The sequence below is a fragment of the Roseateles sp. genome, assembly GCF_036486225.1.
Classification (GTDB): Bacteria; Pseudomonadota; Gammaproteobacteria; order Burkholderiales; family Burkholderiaceae_C; genus Roseateles.
Map to the genome: position 1 here is coordinate 1 of NZ_DASVNZ010000341.1, position 17,155 is coordinate 17,155.

Genomic DNA, 17,155 nt, shown 5'->3' on the forward strand with positions numbered 1-17,155 from the left:
AACGCATAGCAGCCATCCCTGTCGAGATTGATCTTAGGGAGATGCACGGCTACGCCTTCGCGCGCGACCAACCGAACTCCAGACGGGAATTGTAATGACGAATTATTCCGACACGCATTTGCTTATCGACGGTGCCTGGCAGCCTTCCGCCAGCGGCCGCACCATTCCCGTTCGCAATCCCGCAACCGGTCAGCCGATCGGCACCGTCGCCTGGGCCGACAAGAACGATCTCGACAAGGCGCTTAGCGCCGCTTCGCGCGGTTTTGAGGTCTGGCGCAAGATGTCGGCCTATGAGCGCGCCAAGCTGATGCGCCGCGCCGCCGAGATCCTGCGCGGCCGGGCGGACGAGATCGCCGTGCTGATGACCCTGGAGCAGGGCAAGCCGCTCGCCCAGGCGCGCATGGAGACGCTGGCCGGCGCCGATATCATCGACTGGTTCGCAGGCGAGGCGCAGCACGCCTGCGCCACCGGCTTGACGCGCCGCGTCGACCCCTGGCGCTCGCGGTACATGCGCAATTCCATGTTGAGCTCGTACTGGCCGGGCTCCGCGGCCCGCACCAGGCGGCGCGCCTTGACTTCCTTCTTCACCGAGCTGGCCGGCAGGAAGGCCAGGCCGTGGCCTTCGATGGCCATGGCCTTGAGGCTCTCGGCCATGTCGGTCTCGAAGACCGATTCGAAGTTCAGCGGCTGCGCCGCGCCCTTGACGATCAGTTCCACCAATCGCCCGAGGTAGGCCCCCGAGGCATAGCTCAGGAAGGGGATCTTCTGACCCGGATGTCCGGAAATCCGGAACATCGGCGCGCCGGTTGTGTCAGCTTTCGCATAGGCGGCCAGCGTCTCGTGGCCGAGCGACACGGATTCGTAACGCTCCGGGTCCAGCTGCAACGGCTGGCTGGGGTGGTGGTAGACGACCAGCAGGTCGCAGTTGCCTTCGCTCAGCTGCAGGGTCGCGTCGTGGACGTTGAGCGCGTTGAGCCGGCACTTCACCTCGCCGAAGCGTTGGCGCAGCTCCATCAGCCAGTGCGGGAAGAAGCTGAAGGACAGCGAGTGCGGCACGGCGAACTCGATCATGTCCTGCCCCGCCGACTGGTGGCTGCGCAGCATGTTGCGCGTGGCCTGCAGGTTGCCCAGCAGGTCCACGGCCTGGCCCAGCAGCGTCTCGCCGGCGGCGGTCAGCCGCGTCGGATAGGACGAGCGGTCGACCAGATCCACGCCCGCCCAGGCCTCGAGCGCCTGGATGCGGCGCGAGAACGCGGGCTGCGTGACATGCCGCAGTTGAGCCGAGCGGGAGAAGCTGCGCGTCTCCGCCAGGCTCACGAAGTCTTCAAGCCATTTGGTTTCCACGGCGCGGGAGTTTATCCCTGGGGATCGGGACGGTCCTGACCATCCTGCTGAAGGGCCCACATCTGCGCGTAGCGGCCGCGCTGCGCGAGCAGCGCCGCGTGCGTGCCGCGCTCGACGATGAGGCCCTGCTCCATCACCAGGATCTCGTGCGCGTCGACGACGGTGGACAGCCGGTGCGCGATGACCAGCACGGTCTTGTCCTGCGCGGCGGCTTCGAGCTCGGCCTGGATGGCGCGCTCGTTGCGCGAGTCCAGCGCGGAGGTCGCCTCGTCGAAGATGAGGATGGGCGGATCCTTCAGCAGCGTGCGCGCGATCGCAACGCGCTGCTTCTCGCCGCCGGAGAGCTTCAGCCCGCGCTCGCCGACCATCGTCTGGTAGCCCTGCGGCAGGTGCCGGATGAAGTCGTGGATGTGCGCGGACTTGGCGGCGGCCTCGATCTCTTCCGTCGTCGCCTCGGGCCGGCCGTAGGCGATGTTGTAGGCGATGGTGTCGTTGAACAGCACGGTGTCCTGCGGCACGATGCCGATCGCGCGGCGCACGCTGTGCTGCGTGACGTCGGCGAGCGACTGGCCATCGATGGCGATGCGGCCCGACTGCGCGTCGTAGAAGCGGTAGAGCAGTCTGGCCAGCGTGCTCTTGCCCGAGCCGCTCGGACCGACGACGGCAACCTTCTTCCCCGCCGGGATCTCCAGGCTCACGCCCTTCAGGATGGGACGCTGCGGCTCGTAGGCGAAGTGCACGTCGTCGAAGCGCACCGCAGCGCCGCTCACGCGCAGCGGCGACGCACCAGGAGCGTCGGCGATCTCGCGCTCGCGGGCCAGCAGGCCGAACATCTTGTCCAGGTCGGTCAGGCTCTGCTTGATCTCGCGGTAGATCACGCCGAGGAAGTTCAGCGGGATGTAGAGCTGGATCATGAAGGCGTTGATCATGACCAGGTCGCCCAGGCTCATGCGGCCGTCGACCACGCCCTGCGTCGCGCGCCACAGCATGGCCACCAGCGCGACCGCGATGATCACCTGCTGCCCGCTGTTGAGCAGCGACAGCGTGCGCTGCGACTTCAGCTGCGCGCGGCGCAGGCGCTCCAGGCTCTGGTCGTAGCGGGCGGCTTCGAAGTCCTCGTTGTTGAAGTACTTCACCGTCTCGTAGTTCAGCAGCGAATCGATCGCCTTGCTGTGCGCGTGCGAGTCCAGCTCGTTGAGCAGCTTGCGGTACTTGGTGCGCCACTCGGTGACGACGATCGTGAAGCCGATGTAGAACACCAGCGCCGCGCCGGTGATCCAGGCGAAGAGCACGTCGAACTTGACCGCGAGCAGGCTGAGCACCAGCACGACCTCGACCAGGGTCGGGAAGATGCTGTAGAGCGAGTACGAGATCAGCGCATGCACGGCGCGCGTGCCGCGCTCGATGTCGCGGGTCATGCCGCCGGTCTGGCGTTCGAGGTGGAAGCGCAGGCTGAGGTCGTGCAGATGGCGGAACACCTGCAGCGAGATGCTGCGCGAGGCGCCCTCGGTGGCCTTGGCGAAGATCAGCTCGCGGGCCTCGGTGAACAGCGAGGTGCACAGCCGCAGCATCCCGTAGGCGAGCAGCAGGCCGACCGGCACGACCATCAGCGCCTGCGCGCTGCCGGCGGGGATGTCGAGGCTGTCGACGAGCTGCTTGAGCAGCAGCGGCACGCCGACGTTGGCGAGCTTGGCCGCGACCATGAAACCCAGCGCGATGCCGACGCGCCAGCGGTAGCGCCAGAAGTACGGGAGCAGGCGGGCGATGGTGTGCCAGTCGCCGCGGGCTTCGGGCGCGGCCGCGGACGATGCGGACGTGGCGGCGCCATCGGCGGACGGAGCGGGGGGAGTCGGCGCGGTGCCGGCGAGTGTGGAACGGCGCATGGAGAGGGGGCGTGGCCTTGCCGTGGAGTCGGGCACCCGCCCTGGCGAGGGCGGACATGCTGGACGACAATGCCGCTCATTGTCACCGTTTGGCCATCATGAGCGACTCCACCGATTCCAATGTCCCTGCCGCGTCGCCCTCGACGTCGACATCCACGACGCCCGGCACCCTGCTCTCGCCCGAGACCATCGGCCCGCGCGAGCTGGTGATGCGCGTGATGCCGATGCCGGCGGATGCCAACGGCAACGGCGACATCTTCGGCGGCTGGATCATGGCGCAGGTCGACCTGGCCGGGTCGGTGCTGCCGGCGCGCATCTCGCGCGGCCGCATCGCGACGGTGGCGGTCAACCAGTTCATCTTCAAGCAGCCGGTGTCGGTGGGCGACCTGCTGAGCTTCTACGCGCAGGTCACGCGCATCGGGCGCACCTCGATCACCGTGCACGTCGAGGTCTTCGCCGAGCGCAACCCGGCCAATCCGCATGTGGTCAAGGTGACCGAGGCCAACCTCACCTACGTCGCGATCGATCGCGAAGGCAAGTCGCGCGTCTTCGGCCAGGAAGCCTGACCCGATCCGTGCGCACGGGCCCCGGGATGGGGCCGTCCGGCTGGTCTGCGCACCCCGGTGCGAATGGGCATTCGTGCACCAGGGTTTGTACGTAGATCCCGCACACACCGTGAATTTGTGGGTGGGATACTGCCCGGCCAGGGTGCGCAGACACGCCGGTGACGGCGCCAGCGGCCACCCGCAACCGGAGCCGTACCCCATGCTGACCCCTGCCGCTTCCGCCACGCCGGCCGTGCCCGTGCCGTGGTATCGCCACCTCTACCTCCAGGTCGTCATCGCGATCGCGATCGGCATCACGCTGGGCTATTTCCAGCCGGCGCTGGCCGTGAAGTTCCAGCCGCTGGGCGACGCCTTCATCAAGCTGGTGAAGATGATCATCGCCCCGGTGATCTTCCTGACCATCGTGACCGGCATCGCCAGCATGACGCAGCTCAGCGCCGTGGGCCGCGTGTTCGGCAAGGCGATGGCCTACTTCCTGTTCTTCTCCACGCTGGCGCTGATCGTCGGCCTGGTGGTGGCCAACGTCGTGCAGCCGGGCGCCGGCATGAACGTCAACGTGGCGGACCTGGACCAGAAGGAAGTGCACCGCTACGTCGAGAAGACGCATGACCTGACCCTGGTCAGCTTCCTGATGGACGTGATCCCGAAATCACTGATCGGCGCGCTGGCGGACGGCAACATCCTGCAGACGCTGTTCGTGGCGGTGCTGTTCGGCATCGCGCTGGCGCTGACGGGCGACCGCGGCAAGCCGGTGCTGACCTTCTTCGAATCGCTGACCGCGCCGGTCTTCCGGATGGTGCACATCCTGATGAAGGCGGCGCCGGTGGGCGCGTTCGGCGCGATGGCCTTCACCATCGGCAAGTACGGCGTGGCCTCGCTGCTCAACCTGGGCATGCTGGTGGGCAGCTTCTACCTGACCTCGCTGCTGTTCGTGCTGGTGATCCTGGGCATCGTGGCCAGACTGTGCGGCTTCTCGATCCTGAAGCTGATCCGCTACCTGAAGGCGGAGCTGCTGCTGGTGCTGGGCACCTCGTCGTCGGAGTCGGCGCTGCCGTCGCTGATGGAGAAGATGGAGAAGGCCGGCTGCAAGAAGACGGTGGTGGGGCTGGTCGTGCCGACGGGGTACTCGTTCAACCTGGACGGGACCAACATCTACATGACGCTGGCGGCGCTGTTCATCGCGCAGGCGACCAACACCGAGCTGACGCTGACCCACCAGATCACGCTGCTGCTGGTGGCGATGCTGAGCTCCAAGGGCGCGGCGGGCGTGACGGGTGCGGGCTTCATCACGCTGGCGGCGACGCTGTCGGTGGTGCCCGAAGTGCCGGTGGCCGGCATGGCGCTGATCCTGGGCGTGGACCGCTTCATGTCGGAGTGCCGCTCGCTGACCAACTTCGTCGGCAACGCGGTGGCGACCATCGTCGTGTCGAAGTGGGAGAACGCGCTGGACCACGATGCGCTGGACCTGGCGCTGGCGGGCAAGACCGTCGACCCGGACGACCTGCCGGTGCGCGTGGCCGGACCGGCCGAGACCGCGTGAGCGATCCGCACCCATGAACGACAACGCGCCCTGAGGGGCGCGTTTTTCATTCTTCTTCGCGTGGTCGACGTCATGGCGAGGCCCTCACGCGAGGTTTGTTGGCCGTCCTTGCGCGGATGGCGCGCGCCATCGCGGCATCGGCCTCACGGAGTTCAGCTTCGTTGAGCAGAGCGGATCCCACACCCTCCGGCAGAAACCAACCGATCACGCACCGCGGATCACGGAGAGCAAGTTGAAGATGCGTTCCTTCCCGGAACTCAGCACCATCCACAACAGGCTTTCCCTGATAAAACGCCGCTCGCACGAGCTGATATGGCAATTGCCTCTCTCGTTCCCTCATCTCATGTCCGATGTTGAACACGGCGCAGTCCAAAGCACGCAGCAGCACAGTCTCATCCTCGGCATCTGCGGCTCGATTCACAGGCATGGGCCTACCACGAAGGTCTTGCGCCACTCGCAGTTCATCGGTCGCGGATCGATATGCACGACGTCCGGACATGGTGGTCATATCCCAGCATCGCGAAACGCTGAGCACTGCGCCCACCACAGCAGGCGTGACGATCGGACGGGCGGACAGGAGCTTCTCCGATTCGCGGCGAGCGGACTCCGCGAAACTGAGCGCCCGTTCCGCGTCGCCTTCGAAGAAGTACACGCCGTCGCCGAGCCAGTCATAGCGATTGGTGGAAGGCTTCAGCCGCGCGAGCAACCCCTTCACCAGTCGATCACGGACCGTGACGTCGCATCCGTGATAGGCCAGGATCAGTTGCCCCTCGTTCATTGATACCTCGGCATCAGGTTGCCTTCATCGTCAATGATCCCGGCCTTCTTCGCCAGTTCGAAGGCGACCTCGGGAGAGTGCGTCTTCAGATCGTCTTCACGAGGGAGGCCAAACGTCCCGACCTTGTGCGCCCAGCTCGGCGGTTCAGTGACCTTCACCGACGCCTTGGCGACCAGCCCGCACCGCTCGCAGAGGCGCTTGCGCTTCGCCGGCTTGGCGGCCTTTCCGTTCGACTTCTTGCCCATCAGGATTCACTCCAATCAACAGAGGAGTTCTCATGATTCCGAGGCACGGCGATCTCGCCAATCGCATGTTGTCGTGCAGTTGGCGCTCGCGCTGACTTGGTCGAGTGGTGACCACTGCGCGAATGAGGGTGGTCCGTCGACCAAGGTCTCAGAAAGCAGAAAGGGCGCCATCGGCGCCCTTTCCGTCCTTGCGGCATCGCCGCGTCCGATCAGAACTTCGAGAAGTCCGGCTGGCGCTTCTGGAAGAAGGCCTGGAAGGCCTCCATCGCCTCGGGGCTGCGCAGGCGGGCGCCGAAGATCTCGGCCTCGGCCTGGATCGTCGCGAGCAGCTCGTCCTTCGAGGTGCGACGCATCAGCTGCTTGCTCTCGCGCACGGCGCTCGGCGGCAGCTTGTTGAAGCGCTCGGCGATACGGCGCGCATGCGCGACCACTTCACCCGCGGGCAGCACCGCGTTGGCGACGCCGCATTCCACCGCCTGCTCGCCGGTGAACGGGTCGCCCAGCAGGATCTTCTCGGCCGCGCGACGCGGGCCCATCAGGCGCGGCACCAGCAGGCTGGAGCCGAACTCCGGCACCAGGCCCAGGCTCACGAAAGGCATCGCCAGACGCGCGTCGTCGGCCACGTAGACGAAGTCGCAATGCAGCAGCAGCGTCGTGCCGATGCCAATCGCCGCGCCGTTCACCGCGGCCACGATGGGCTTGTCGCAGCCGACCATCGCGCGCATGAACTGGAACACCGGCGCGTCTTCATCGCGCGGCGGGCTGCCCATGAAATCCTCGATGTCGTTGCCCGAGGTGAAGATCTGCGGCTGGCCCTGGATCAGCACCGCGCGCACGGCGTTGTCGGCATTGGCCGTGACCAGCGCGTCGGCCATCTCCTGGTACATCGCGCGGGTCAGCGCGTTCTTCTTTTCCGGACGTGCGATCTCGATGGTCTGCACGCCGTTGACGATGGCGGTCTTGATGCTCATGGAGCACTCTCCTCGTTGGGTCTGCCGTTTCTCAACGGCTGGTGTATTCGGACGATGGTGTTCGGATGAATGTCGCGATCATGCCAGCCAGGTGCTCACCTGCGGCCAGAGGCTGCGCTCGAATCGATCGCGGAAGAAACCGAAATGGCCGATGCGGCGCTCGCCGATGTCCTTGGGGGCGATGCGGCGCATCTCGGGGCGCGCGCCGGCGTAGAAGCCGTGCAGGGACTCGGTGTTGCGGCGGGACATGAACTCGTCGTCGGTGAAGGCGAGCGAGAGCATCGGCACAGAGAGCGACGCGTACTGCGCGCGCAAGGCGTCGCCGCCCTCGCCCATCATGTACTCGCGGTCCAGGCACCAGCGTCGCCATTGCGCCATCACGCCGCGCGGCAGGTCGCCGACCTTGCGCAGCTTGCGGCCCGGGAAGTAGCCGAAGGCAGGCAGCGCCAGCGGGACGACGACGTACCAGAGCCACCAGACGTAGCGGCGCAGACCGATGGCGTTCTCGCGCCAGTAGCCGCTGCCGCAGCCGACCGTCACGGCGCGCGAGACGCGCGAGCGGTTGGGGAGCATGCCGAGGATCTGGCCGCCGAGGCTGTGACCCAGCCAGTGGATCTCGCGGCGGTCGCCGAGCAGGTGGTCGAGGTGCGACAACGCGGCCGCGGCGTCGCGCTCGGCCCAGGTGTGGATGTCGGCTTCAAGCCCTCGCAGGGAGCGCTTCATCGCGTCCGGACGCGAGGCGCCCATGCCGCGGTAGTCGAAGCTCAGCACCAGCCAGCCCTGGGACGCCATCCAGCGGGCGAAGGCCGCGTAGTACCGCTGCTCCACACCCATCGCCGGAGCGATCAGCAATCCCGCCTTCGCGGTCGCCGCATCACCATACAGATGGCCTCGAAGCTCGAAACCATCCTCCGCTCGGAAACTGATCATCGCGATCTCCCCGGCAAGCAATGCAAAAAGGCTTCAGCACTTCCGCCGCCGCTGGCCCTCACCCCTACCCTCTCCCGCAAGCGGGAGAGGGCGCCACCCCAGTGCTCCTGCTCCGAATGGCTCGGTGCATTCTCACTCCCTCTCCCGCTTGCGGGAGAGGGCGGGGGTGAGGGCCAGCAGCCGGCGAAGTACGCCGGCCGCAGCGCTTACAGACGCTCGATGATGCCCGCCGCGCCCTGACCAGCGCCGACGCACATGGTGACCATGCCGTACTTGCCGCCGGTACGACGCAGACCGTGAATCACGGAAGCCGCACGGATCGCGCCCGTCGCGCCCAGCGGGTGACCCAGGGCGATCGCGCCGCCGTTGGGGTTCACCTTGGAACGGTCCAGCACGATGCCCTTGCTGTCCAGATCGTTCAGCACGGCCAGCGATTGCGCGGCGAACGCTTCGTTCAGCTCGATCCAGCCCAGGTCTTCCGCCTTGATGCCGGCCAGCTTCAACGCCGCCGGAATCGCCTCGATCGGGCCGATGCCCATGATCTCGGGCGGCACGCCGCGCACGGCGAAGGACACGAATCGCGCCAGCGGGGTCAGGCCGAATCGCTTGACCGCCGCTTCCGACGCGACGATCAGCGCGCCCGCGCCATCCGAGGTCTGCGAGCTGTTGCCGGCGGTGACGCTGCCCTTGGCGGCGAACACCGGCTTGAGCTTGGCCAGACCTTCCATCGAGGTGTCCTTGCGCGGACCTTCGTCGGTGTCGACGATGCGGCTCTTGACGATGACGCCGTCACCGTTCAGGTCCGGCTGACGGTCCTTCAGTTCGAACGGGGTGATCTCGTCCTTGAAGAAACCGCCTTCGATCGCGGCCAGCGCGCGGCGATGCGATTCCAGCGAGAATTCGTCCTGCGCCTGGCGCGAGACCTTCCACTTGTCCGCGACCTTCTCGGCCGTCAGACCCATGCCGTAGGCCAGGCCGATGTTCTCGTCGCGCTCGAAGATCGCGGGCGGGAACGAGGGCTTGTTGCCGCCCATCGGGACCATGGACATGGACTCGACGCCGCCGGCGATCATGACTTCGGATTCGCCGATGCGGATGCGGTCCGCGGCCATCGCCAGGGCGGTGATGCCCGAGGCGCAGTAGCGGTTGACCGTCACGCCGCCGACCGAGTTCGGCAGGCCCGACAGCACGGCCGCGACGCGGGCGATGTTCATGCCCTGCTCACCTTCGGGGAAGGAGCAGCCGATGATGGCGTCCTCGATCACCGACGGATCCAGGCCCGGCACCTGGGCCATGGCGGCCTGGATGACGCGGGACAGCATCTCGTCCGGGCGGGTGTTCTTGAAGTAGCCCCGGCCCGACTTGCCGATGGGCAGACGGGTGGCGGCGCAGATGTAGGCGTCTTGAACTTGCTTGCTCATGATGGATTCCTTGTGTGCCGCGGGACTCAGTTGCGAACGGGCTTGCCGGTTTGGAGCATGCCCATGATGCGTTCCTGGGTCTTCGGGTGTTCGAGCAGGCTGCAGAAGTGCTTGCGCTCCAGCGACATCAGGTACTCCTCGGTCACCAGCGAGCCGGCTTCGACTTCGCCGCCGCAGACGACGTCGGCGATCAGCGAGGCCAGGTGGAAGTCGTGCGCGCTGATGAAGCCGCCGTCACGCATGTTGGCCAGTTGGGCCTTCACGGTGGCGATGCCGGAACGGCCCGCGACCGGGAACTTGGCCTTGAGCGGGGCGCGGTAGCCGGAGTCGGCCATCGCCTTGGCCTGCGCCGTGGCGACGTACAGCAGCTCGTCCTTGTTGGGGACGATGATGTCGCTGTCGAGCAGGTAGCCCAGCTTCTGCGCTTCCAGCGCGGAGGTCGCCACCTTGGCCATCGCGGCGTTGGTGAAGCCGTCCTTCAGGAAGGCGAAGATGTCCGCGTTGGCGTTGCCGGCCGAAGCCATCTCCGCCGCGCGACGCGCGATGTAGGTCAGGCCGCCGCCGCCCGGGATCAGGCCGACGCCCACTTCCACCAGGCCGACATACGACTCCATGTGCGCGACGCGGCGGGCGCAATGCACCGCCAGTTCGCAGCCGCCGCCCAGCGCCAGGCCGCGCATCGCGGCGATGACCGGGACGCTGGCGTAACGCACGCGCAGCATCATGTCCTGCAGCTTCTTCTCTTCCGGGGCGATGCCCTTGGCGCCCTTGGTCATGAAGACCGGCATCAGCGCTTCCAGATTGGCACCGGCGGAGAACACGTCGTCCGGCGACCAGATGACCAGGCCCTTGTACTTGGCCTCGGCGATCTCGACGGCCTTGAGCAGGCCTTCGGTCACCGTCGGGCTGATGAGGTGCAGCTTGGCGTTGATCGAGGCGATCAGCACCTCACCGTCCAGCGACCAGACGCGGACTTCCTCGTTCTTGAACTCTTCGGTGCCGGCCTTGAGCGGCTCGACGGCGCCTTCGCCGACCAGCGCTTCCGGGAAGGCCTGGCGCTCATAGACCGGCAGCTTGGCGCGCGGCTTGAACTTGCCTTCGGCGGCGCTCCACGAGCCGTCCTTCGAGTGCACGCCGCCGTTGTCGGCGACCGGACCTTCGAAGACCCAGGCGGGCAGCGGCGCGCTCGACAGCGTCTTGCCGGCGTCGATGTCGGCCTTGACCCACTCCGCGACCTGCTTCCAGCCGGCGGCCTGCCAGAGCTCGAACGGGCCCTGCTGCGAGCCGAAGCCCCAGCGCATGGCGAAGTCGATCTCGCGCGCGGTGTCGGCGACGGTGTCCAGGTGCACGGCCACGTACTGGAAGGAGTCGCGCAGGATGGACCACAGGAACTGCGCCTGCGGGTTGCTCGATTCGCGCAGCAGCTTGATGCGGTCGGCGGCCGGCTTCTTCAGCATGCGCGCGACGATCTCCTCGGCCTTGCCACCGCCGGCGACGTATTCACCGGTGGCGAAGTCCAGACGCTGGATGTCCTTGCCGACCTTCTTGTAGAAGCCCGCGCCGGCCTTCTGGCCGAGCGCGCCCTTCTCGATCAGGCCCGCCAGCACCTTGGGCGTGGCGTAGGTCGAGTAGAAGGGATCGTCCTTCAGGTTGTCCTGCATCGTCTTGACGACGTGCGCCATCGTGTCCAGGCCCACCACGTCCGCGGTGCGGAAGGTGCCCGAGGAGGCGCGACCCAGCTTCTTGCCGGTCAGGTCGTCGACGACGTCGACGGACAGGCCGAACTTCTCGGCTTCGATCATCGTGGCCATCATGCCGGCGATGCCGACGCGGTTGGCGACGAAGTTGGGCGTGTCGTTGGCGCGCACGACGCCCTTGCCGACGGCCGAGGTCACGAAGCTTTCCAGCTGATCGATGACTTCAGGGTTGGTGGTCGGCGTGTTGATCAGCTCGACGAGGTACATGTACCGCGGCGGGTTGAAGAAGTGGATGCCGCAGAAGCGCGGCTTGATGGATTCCGGCAGGACCTCCGACAGCTTGGTGATCGACAGGCCCGAGGTGTTGGACGCCACGATCGCATGCGGCGCGACGAACGGCGCGATCTTGGTGTACAGGTCCAGCTTCCAGTCCATGCGCTCGGCGATGGCCTCGATGATCAGGTCGCAGTCCTTGAGCAGCTCGAGGTGCTCTTCGTAGTTGGCCTGCTGGATCAGCGCGGCGTTCTCGGCCACGCCCAGCGGCGCCGGCTTGAGCTTCTTCAGACCCTCGACCGCCTTGGTCACGATGCCGTTCTTCGGGCCTTCCTTGGCGGGCAGGTCGAACAGGACGACCGGCACCTTCACGTTGACCAGATGGGCGGCGATCTGCGCGCCCATCACGCCGGCGCCGAGCACGGCGACCTTGCGAACTTGGAATCGACTCATGGTTTCTCCAATGAACATCCCGAGGATGTAGGAATGTGGTTTGTACGAGGCGCCTGTGACGGAACTGGTGGCGGCGCTTGGTTCAATGCTTGATTCGTGGCGTTATTCGACGCGGATCCAGGTCTGCGTGCGGCCCAGCATCGGCATGCCGATGAAACCGCGGACCTCCAGCTTCTTGCCTCCGTCGACCGGACGCAAGCGGACGCGATAGACCTTGCCGTTGCCCGGGTCGAGGATGTCGCCGCCGTCCCAGAGCGCGGCGTCACCGGTGTTCTTCTTGACGCCGCGCAGGATGGTCAGGCCGAGGATGGGCTGGCCCTTGCGCTCGTCGCTGCATTCGTCGCACTTGGCGTCCTGCTTGCCGGCGTCGGTGATCTTCTCGATCTTGCCGGTGAGCACGCCGTTGACCTCGCTGATGCGCACCGTCGAGCGCTCCTGCTTGGTGTCGTCGTCGATGGTCTTCCAGACGCCCACGGGGGTCGTGACCGTCGCGGCCGGTGCCGAGGCCTGCGCGAGCGCGAGGTTGGCGGACATGCCGAGGCCCAGGGCGACGGCGGTGGCGAACAGCGGTTTCATCGTGTCTCTCTCCGGTTTTTTATGGAATGCGGGTGGCGACGTCTGCCGGTGAACGCGGGCGCCCCGCTCGAGGGGGCGCCCGTGACGCTGTCCTTAGAACAGCGCCTCGTCCATTTCCATCAGCGGGTTCAGGCCGGCGCGCGCGGTGCGGATCAGGCTCGCGGTCTCGGGCAGCAGCTTGGCGAAGTAGAAGCGCGCCGTCGCCAGCTTGGCGGTGTAGAACGGATCGCCCGAGTCCTTCTTCTCCAGCGCCAGCTTGGCCATGCGCGCCCACATGTAGGCGAAGGTCAGGTGACCCACGACACGCAGGTAGTCCACCGCGGCGGCGCCGACTTCATCGGGGTTCTGGAAGGCCTTCATGCCGATCTCGGTGGTCAGCTTGGTGACCTTGTCGCCGATGTCGGCCAGCGGGTTGATGAACTCCTGCATCGCTTCGCTGGTGCCCTCTTCCTCGACGAACTCGGCGATCTTCTTGCCGAACTTCTTCAGCGTCGCGCCGTTGTTGCCCAGGATCTTGCGGCCCAGCAGGTCCAGCGACTGCACGGTGTTCGTGCCTTCGTAGGTCATGTTGATGCGCGAGTCGCGCACGAACTGCTCCATGCCCCACTCGTGGATGTAGCCGTGGCCGCCGAAGACCTGCATGCAGTGCGAGGTGGCGATCCAGGCGTTGTCCGAGATGAAGGCCTTGATGATGGGCGTCAGCAGGGCGACTTCGTCCTCGCAGGCCTTGGCCTCGTCGGCGTCGTCGCTGCTCAGCGCCTTGTCCAGCTGCAGCGCGGTGTAGGCCGACAGCGCGCGGCCGCCTTCGGCATAGGCGCGCGCGGTCAGCAGCATCTTGCGGACGTCGGGGTGGACGATGATCGGATCGGCCGGCTTGTCCGGCGACTTCGGGCCGGACAGGGCGCGCATCTGGATGCGGTCCTTGGCGTAGACGACGGCGTTCTGGTACGCCACTTCGGTCAGGCCCAGCGACTGGTTGCCGACGCCCAGACGGGCGGCGTTCATCATCACGAACATCGCCTGCAGGCCCTTGTTGGGCTGGCCGACCAGCGTGCCGACGGCGCCGTCCAGCACGATCTGCGCGGTGGCGTTGCCGTGGATGCCCATCTTGTGTTCCAGGCCGCCGCAGTAGACCGGGTTGCGCTCGCCCAGCGAGCCGTCGGCCTTCACGTTGAACTTGGGCACGACGAACAGCGAGATGCCCTTGGAGCCCTGCGGCGCGTCCGGCAGGCGCGCCAGCACCAGGTGGATGATGTTCTCGGCCAGGTCGTGCTCGCCGGCGGAGATGAAGATCTTCTGGCCCGTGATCTTGTAGGTGCCGTCGGCCTGAGGTTCGGCCTTGGAGCGCAGCAGGCCCAGGTCGGTGCCGCAGTGCGGTTCGGTCAGGCACATCGTGCCGGTCCACACGCCCGAGGTCAGCTTGGGCAGGTAGGTGGTCTTCTGCTCGGGCGTGCCGTGCGCGTGCAGCGCTTCATACGCGCCGTGGCTCAGGCCCGGGTACATCGTCCAGGCCTGGTTGGCCGAGTTCATCATCTCGTACATGAACTGGTTCAGCAGCACCGGCAGGCCCTGGCCGCCGTACTCCGGATCGCACGACAGCGCGGGCCAGCCGCCCTCGACGTACTGCGCGTAGGCTTCCTTGAAACCCTTGGGCGCCTTGACCTCGTGCGTGGTCTTGTCCAGCGTGCAGCCTTCCTGGTCGCCCGACAGGTTGATCGGGGTCAGGACTTCCGAGGCGAACTTGCCGCCCTCTTCCAGCACCGCGTTGATGGTGTCCTCATCGATCTCGGCATGCGCGGGCAGCAGCTTCAGCTCGTCGACCGCGTGCAGCAGCTCGTGCAGCACGAACTGCATGTCGCGCAGGGGCGGGTTGTACTGGGGCATGGGGTCTCTCCTGAGGAATGGTTCTGTGAAAGGATCGGAACGATCGAAAGGGGCTCGCCCCGCTCAGGCGCGCTTGCGGCCCGGAACCGGAGTTCCTGCAACGGCAGCAGCGGCGGTGGCGGGATGAGGAAGGGTCTGCCGCGTCTCGGCGTCGGCCTTGCGGCCGGCCGGCGTGGCGAAGCTGCCGAGGATGCGCTCCAGGCCCGTGCGGGCACGGGCCAGCGCGCCATCGCTGCGCAGGAAACGCGCGTCGTGATGCAGCGAGAGGATCAGGCCGTGCATCTCGAAGAGCACCTGGTCCGGATCGGCGTCCGGCGCCAGGTGGCCGACCTCCTGCGCCAGCAGGATGGCCTTGCGGATGGCGGCGTGCCAGTCGCGCACCATGCCGACCAGCGCGTCGCGCACCGGGCCGGGCCGGTCGTCGAATTCGACCGCGCCGCTGATGTAGATGCAGCCCGAGTCGACTTCGACCGAGGTGCGGTGCACCCAGCGCTCGAACAGCGCGCGCAGGCGCGGCAGGCCGCGCGGCTGGCGGATCGCGGTGTAGAAGACTTCTTCCTCGAACTTGGCGTGGTACTCGCGCACCACGGCGATCTGCAGTTCCTCGCGCGAGCCGAAGTGGGCGAACACGCCGGACTTGCTCATCTTGGTCACATCGGCGAGCGCGCCGATGGACAGTCCCTCCAACCCCATGTGCGAGGCGAGACCCAGCGCCGCGTCGAGGATCGCGGCTCGGGTCTGTGCGCCCTTTTGCAGCGAGCGCGAGCCGCTGCGCGACGAGGCGATCGGCTTGGCGCCCGCAGGCTTGGCGGAGGTGAAGGAGGAGGTGGACACGGTGCCCGGAATAATAAAACGAACGATCGTTCTATTTTGAGCAGTTCCGGGCCGGAAACGCAATCCTTGACCACCCCTTTTTAGTGATGCCGGCCTAAAAACAGTCCCCGGGTTTACCCGCACCCGTGAGCGCCGACTTCTCTGCGACGCTGGGTCTCCTGCGGGGCGTCGGCGTCGAAGTGACCTTCGGCGACGCGGGCCCGCCGGATGCCGGCATAGACTGGCACAAACAGGGAGCCAGAAGAATGCACAAGCCATTGAATGGCGTGTTCCGGGTTCTGGTGTGCCGGGTGCAATCCCGGCTGTGCGGCCTGCCGCTGGACGCCGTCGAAGAGACCCTGCGTCCGCAGCCGCTGCGTCCGCTCGTTTCGCCGCTGGTCCACGTCCAGGGCCTGGCGCGCATCCGCGGCGACTGGGTGCCCGTCGTCGACTTGGCCGGGCTGCTGGGCCTGGAGCCGGTGGCACCCCGCCGCTACGTCGTGGTGCGCGCCGGCGAGCGTCGCGTTGCGCTGGCCGTGACCGAGGTGCTCGGCCTGCAGACCCTGCCGGCCGGGACCGTGCGCGACCTGCCCCCGCTGCTGCGCGATCACCAGCACGGCGCCATCGCCGCGCTCGCGGAACGCGACGACGACCTGATCGCCGTCCTCGACCAGGCCCGCCTGCTGCCGGTCGAGACGCTGGCCTCGCTCCACGATGTCGCAGGCCCTGCCGACGACGTGACGTCGCCGCCTCGCGCCGAGGCCGGCTCATGACGCGCGCCGCGCCGGCCGCCGTCGACTTCCCTTCCTTGCTGCCGCGGCTGCGGGCGCTGCTCGCCGCGCGGCTCGGACTGCACTTCAACGACCGGCAGGACGACCGGCTCACCGCGGCGCTCACGCGCGTCGCGGGGCCGGCCGGGCCGGAACGTTTCCTCGACCAGATGGAGCTGGCGCCGACGCGCGCGCGACTCGACGCGCTGGCGGCGGAACTGACCGTCGGCGAGACCTTCTTCTTCCGCCATGCCGAGCAGTTCGACGCGTTGCGCTTCGACCTGCTGCCGGCCATGGTGCGCGGCGTGTCGACGCACGCGAACGCCGCGCCGCGAAGTCCCGGCGGCGGACAGCCGGACGGACCGGTCGGACCGGCAGGCGGCGCCGGCAGGCGGCTGCGGGCGCTGTCCGCCGGCTGCGCCAGCGGCGAAGAGGCCTACACGCTCGCGATCACGCTGCACCGCGCCGGCCTGCAGGGGCAAGGCGTCGACTGGGACGTGCTCGCGGTGGACCTGAACCCGGCCGCGCTGGCCCGCGCCACGGCGGCCCGTTATGGCGAGTGGAGCCTGCGCGCAACACCGCAGGATCAACGGGACTTCTGGTTCCACCGCGTCGAGCCCGGCGTGTGGACGCCGCTGCCGGCTATCCGCGAGCGCGTGCGCTTCGCGCAGCGCCACCTCGGCCAGCCCGACGCGGTGTTCTGGGCGCCCGGCAGTTTCGACATCATCTTCTGCCGCAACGTGCTGATCTATTTCGAGCCCCAGGCGCTGCGCCAGGCGATCCGCAACCTGACCGGCGCGCTGGCGCCGGGCGGTGCCCTCTTCCTGGGTCATGCCGAGACCTTGCGCGGCAAGGACGTGGCACAGGAGGCCGGCCTGGTGCTGCGACAGGCGCACGGCTGCTTCTTCTACCGGCGCGAGTCCCCCGGGGACGACCGCGCCTGGCCCTTCGCCTGGCCCGCGACGGCAGCCGCCGCGCACCCGCCTGTCTCCGCCTCCGCCTCCGCCTCCA

Annotated in this window: 15 protein-coding genes and 1 pseudogene; 5 read left to right on the top strand and 11 right to left on the bottom strand. The window is 67.4% G+C overall.

Annotated elements, in window-relative coordinates; genetic code table 11:
* Positions 1-94: 94 nt before the first annotated feature.
* Positions 95-400, top strand: a pseudogene (locus tag VF536_RS22185) (aldehyde dehydrogenase family protein); the annotation flags it as partial.
* On the opposite strand, the gene VF536_RS22190 reads toward VF536_RS22185, so the two are convergent.
* Entirely contained in the window at positions 289-1,344 is a 1,056-nt protein-coding gene (locus VF536_RS22190) for a LysR substrate-binding domain-containing protein (protein WP_331617072.1), read from the bottom strand. The pseudogene VF536_RS22185 and the gene VF536_RS22190 overlap by 112 nt on opposite strands.
* A gap of 11 nt (positions 1,345-1,355) precedes the next feature.
* The gene (locus tag VF536_RS22195; protein ID WP_331617073.1) at positions 1,356-3,227 is read right to left on the bottom strand and encodes an ABC transporter ATP-binding protein/permease; all 1,872 of its coding nucleotides are present in this window, start codon (positions 3,225-3,227) and stop codon (positions 1,356-1,358) included.
* Positions 3,228-3,325: 98 nt separating this feature from the next.
* Between VF536_RS22195 and VF536_RS22200 the strand changes: the two genes are divergently transcribed.
* On the top strand, positions 3,326-3,793 hold the full coding sequence (locus tag VF536_RS22200; protein ID WP_414710430.1) for an acyl-CoA thioesterase: 468 nt from the start codon (positions 3,326-3,328) through the stop codon (positions 3,791-3,793).
* Between the two features lie 199 nt (positions 3,794-3,992).
* The gene (locus VF536_RS22205) at positions 3,993-5,333 is read left to right on the top strand and encodes a dicarboxylate/amino acid:cation symporter (RefSeq protein WP_331617074.1); all 1,341 of its coding nucleotides are present in this window, start codon (positions 3,993-3,995) and stop codon (positions 5,331-5,333) included.
* Between the two features lie 70 nt (positions 5,334-5,403).
* On the opposite strand, the gene VF536_RS22210 is transcribed toward VF536_RS22205, so the two are convergent.
* The 9 genes from VF536_RS22210 to VF536_RS22250 form a co-directional block, all read right to left on the bottom strand.
* Positions 5,404-6,111: a hypothetical protein gene (locus VF536_RS22210; RefSeq protein WP_331617075.1), complete on the bottom strand. Its 708-nt coding sequence runs from the start codon at positions 6,109-6,111 to the stop codon at positions 5,404-5,406.
* Positions 6,108-6,356: a hypothetical protein gene (locus VF536_RS22215; RefSeq protein ID WP_331617076.1), complete on the bottom strand. Its 249-nt coding sequence runs from the start codon at positions 6,354-6,356 to the stop codon at positions 6,108-6,110. Before VF536_RS22215 ends, VF536_RS22210 begins: the two co-directional genes overlap by 4 nt.
* A 209-nt stretch (positions 6,357-6,565) precedes the next feature.
* Positions 6,566-7,327, bottom strand: a complete 762-nt coding sequence (locus VF536_RS22220; protein WP_331617077.1) for an enoyl-CoA hydratase — start codon at positions 7,325-7,327, stop codon at positions 6,566-6,568.
* A 78-nt stretch (positions 7,328-7,405) separates the two neighbouring features.
* Positions 7,406-8,257: an alpha/beta fold hydrolase gene (locus VF536_RS22225; RefSeq protein WP_331617078.1), complete on the bottom strand. Its 852-nt coding sequence runs from the start codon at positions 8,255-8,257 to the stop codon at positions 7,406-7,408.
* A 206-nt stretch (positions 8,258-8,463) separates the two neighbouring features.
* Entirely contained in the window at positions 8,464-9,678 is a 1,215-nt protein-coding gene (locus tag VF536_RS22230) for an acetyl-CoA C-acyltransferase (RefSeq protein WP_067277066.1), read from the bottom strand.
* 26 nt (positions 9,679-9,704) lie between these two features.
* A complete protein-coding gene (locus VF536_RS22235) occupies positions 9,705-12,101 on the bottom strand; it encodes a 3-hydroxyacyl-CoA dehydrogenase/enoyl-CoA hydratase family protein (protein WP_331617079.1) in 2,397 nt (798 codons plus the stop codon).
* A 102-nt stretch (positions 12,102-12,203) separates the two neighbouring features.
* Positions 12,204-12,677, bottom strand: coding sequence for a DUF2147 domain-containing protein (locus VF536_RS22240; protein WP_331617080.1), 474 nt, complete (start codon positions 12,675-12,677; stop codon positions 12,204-12,206).
* Between the two features lie 93 nt (positions 12,678-12,770).
* Positions 12,771-14,561, bottom strand: coding sequence for an acyl-CoA dehydrogenase C-terminal domain-containing protein (locus tag VF536_RS22245; RefSeq protein WP_331617081.1), 1,791 nt, complete (start codon positions 14,559-14,561; stop codon positions 12,771-12,773).
* Positions 14,562-14,624: 63 nt separating this feature from the next.
* Complete coding sequence (locus VF536_RS22250) at positions 14,625-15,395, bottom strand: TetR/AcrR family transcriptional regulator (RefSeq protein WP_414710431.1); 771 nt, start codon at positions 15,393-15,395, stop codon at positions 14,625-14,627.
* 245 nt (positions 15,396-15,640) lie between these two features.
* On the opposite strand from VF536_RS22250, the gene VF536_RS22255 reads away from it, so the two are divergent.
* Positions 15,641-16,147, top strand: a complete 507-nt coding sequence (locus tag VF536_RS22255) for a chemotaxis protein CheW (protein ID WP_331617082.1) — start codon at positions 15,641-15,643, stop codon at positions 16,145-16,147.
* The coding region (locus tag VF536_RS22260) for a CheR family methyltransferase (RefSeq protein WP_331617083.1) at positions 16,144-17,155 on the top strand (1,012 nt) is incomplete at its 3' end. The genes VF536_RS22255 and VF536_RS22260, both read left to right, overlap by 4 nt.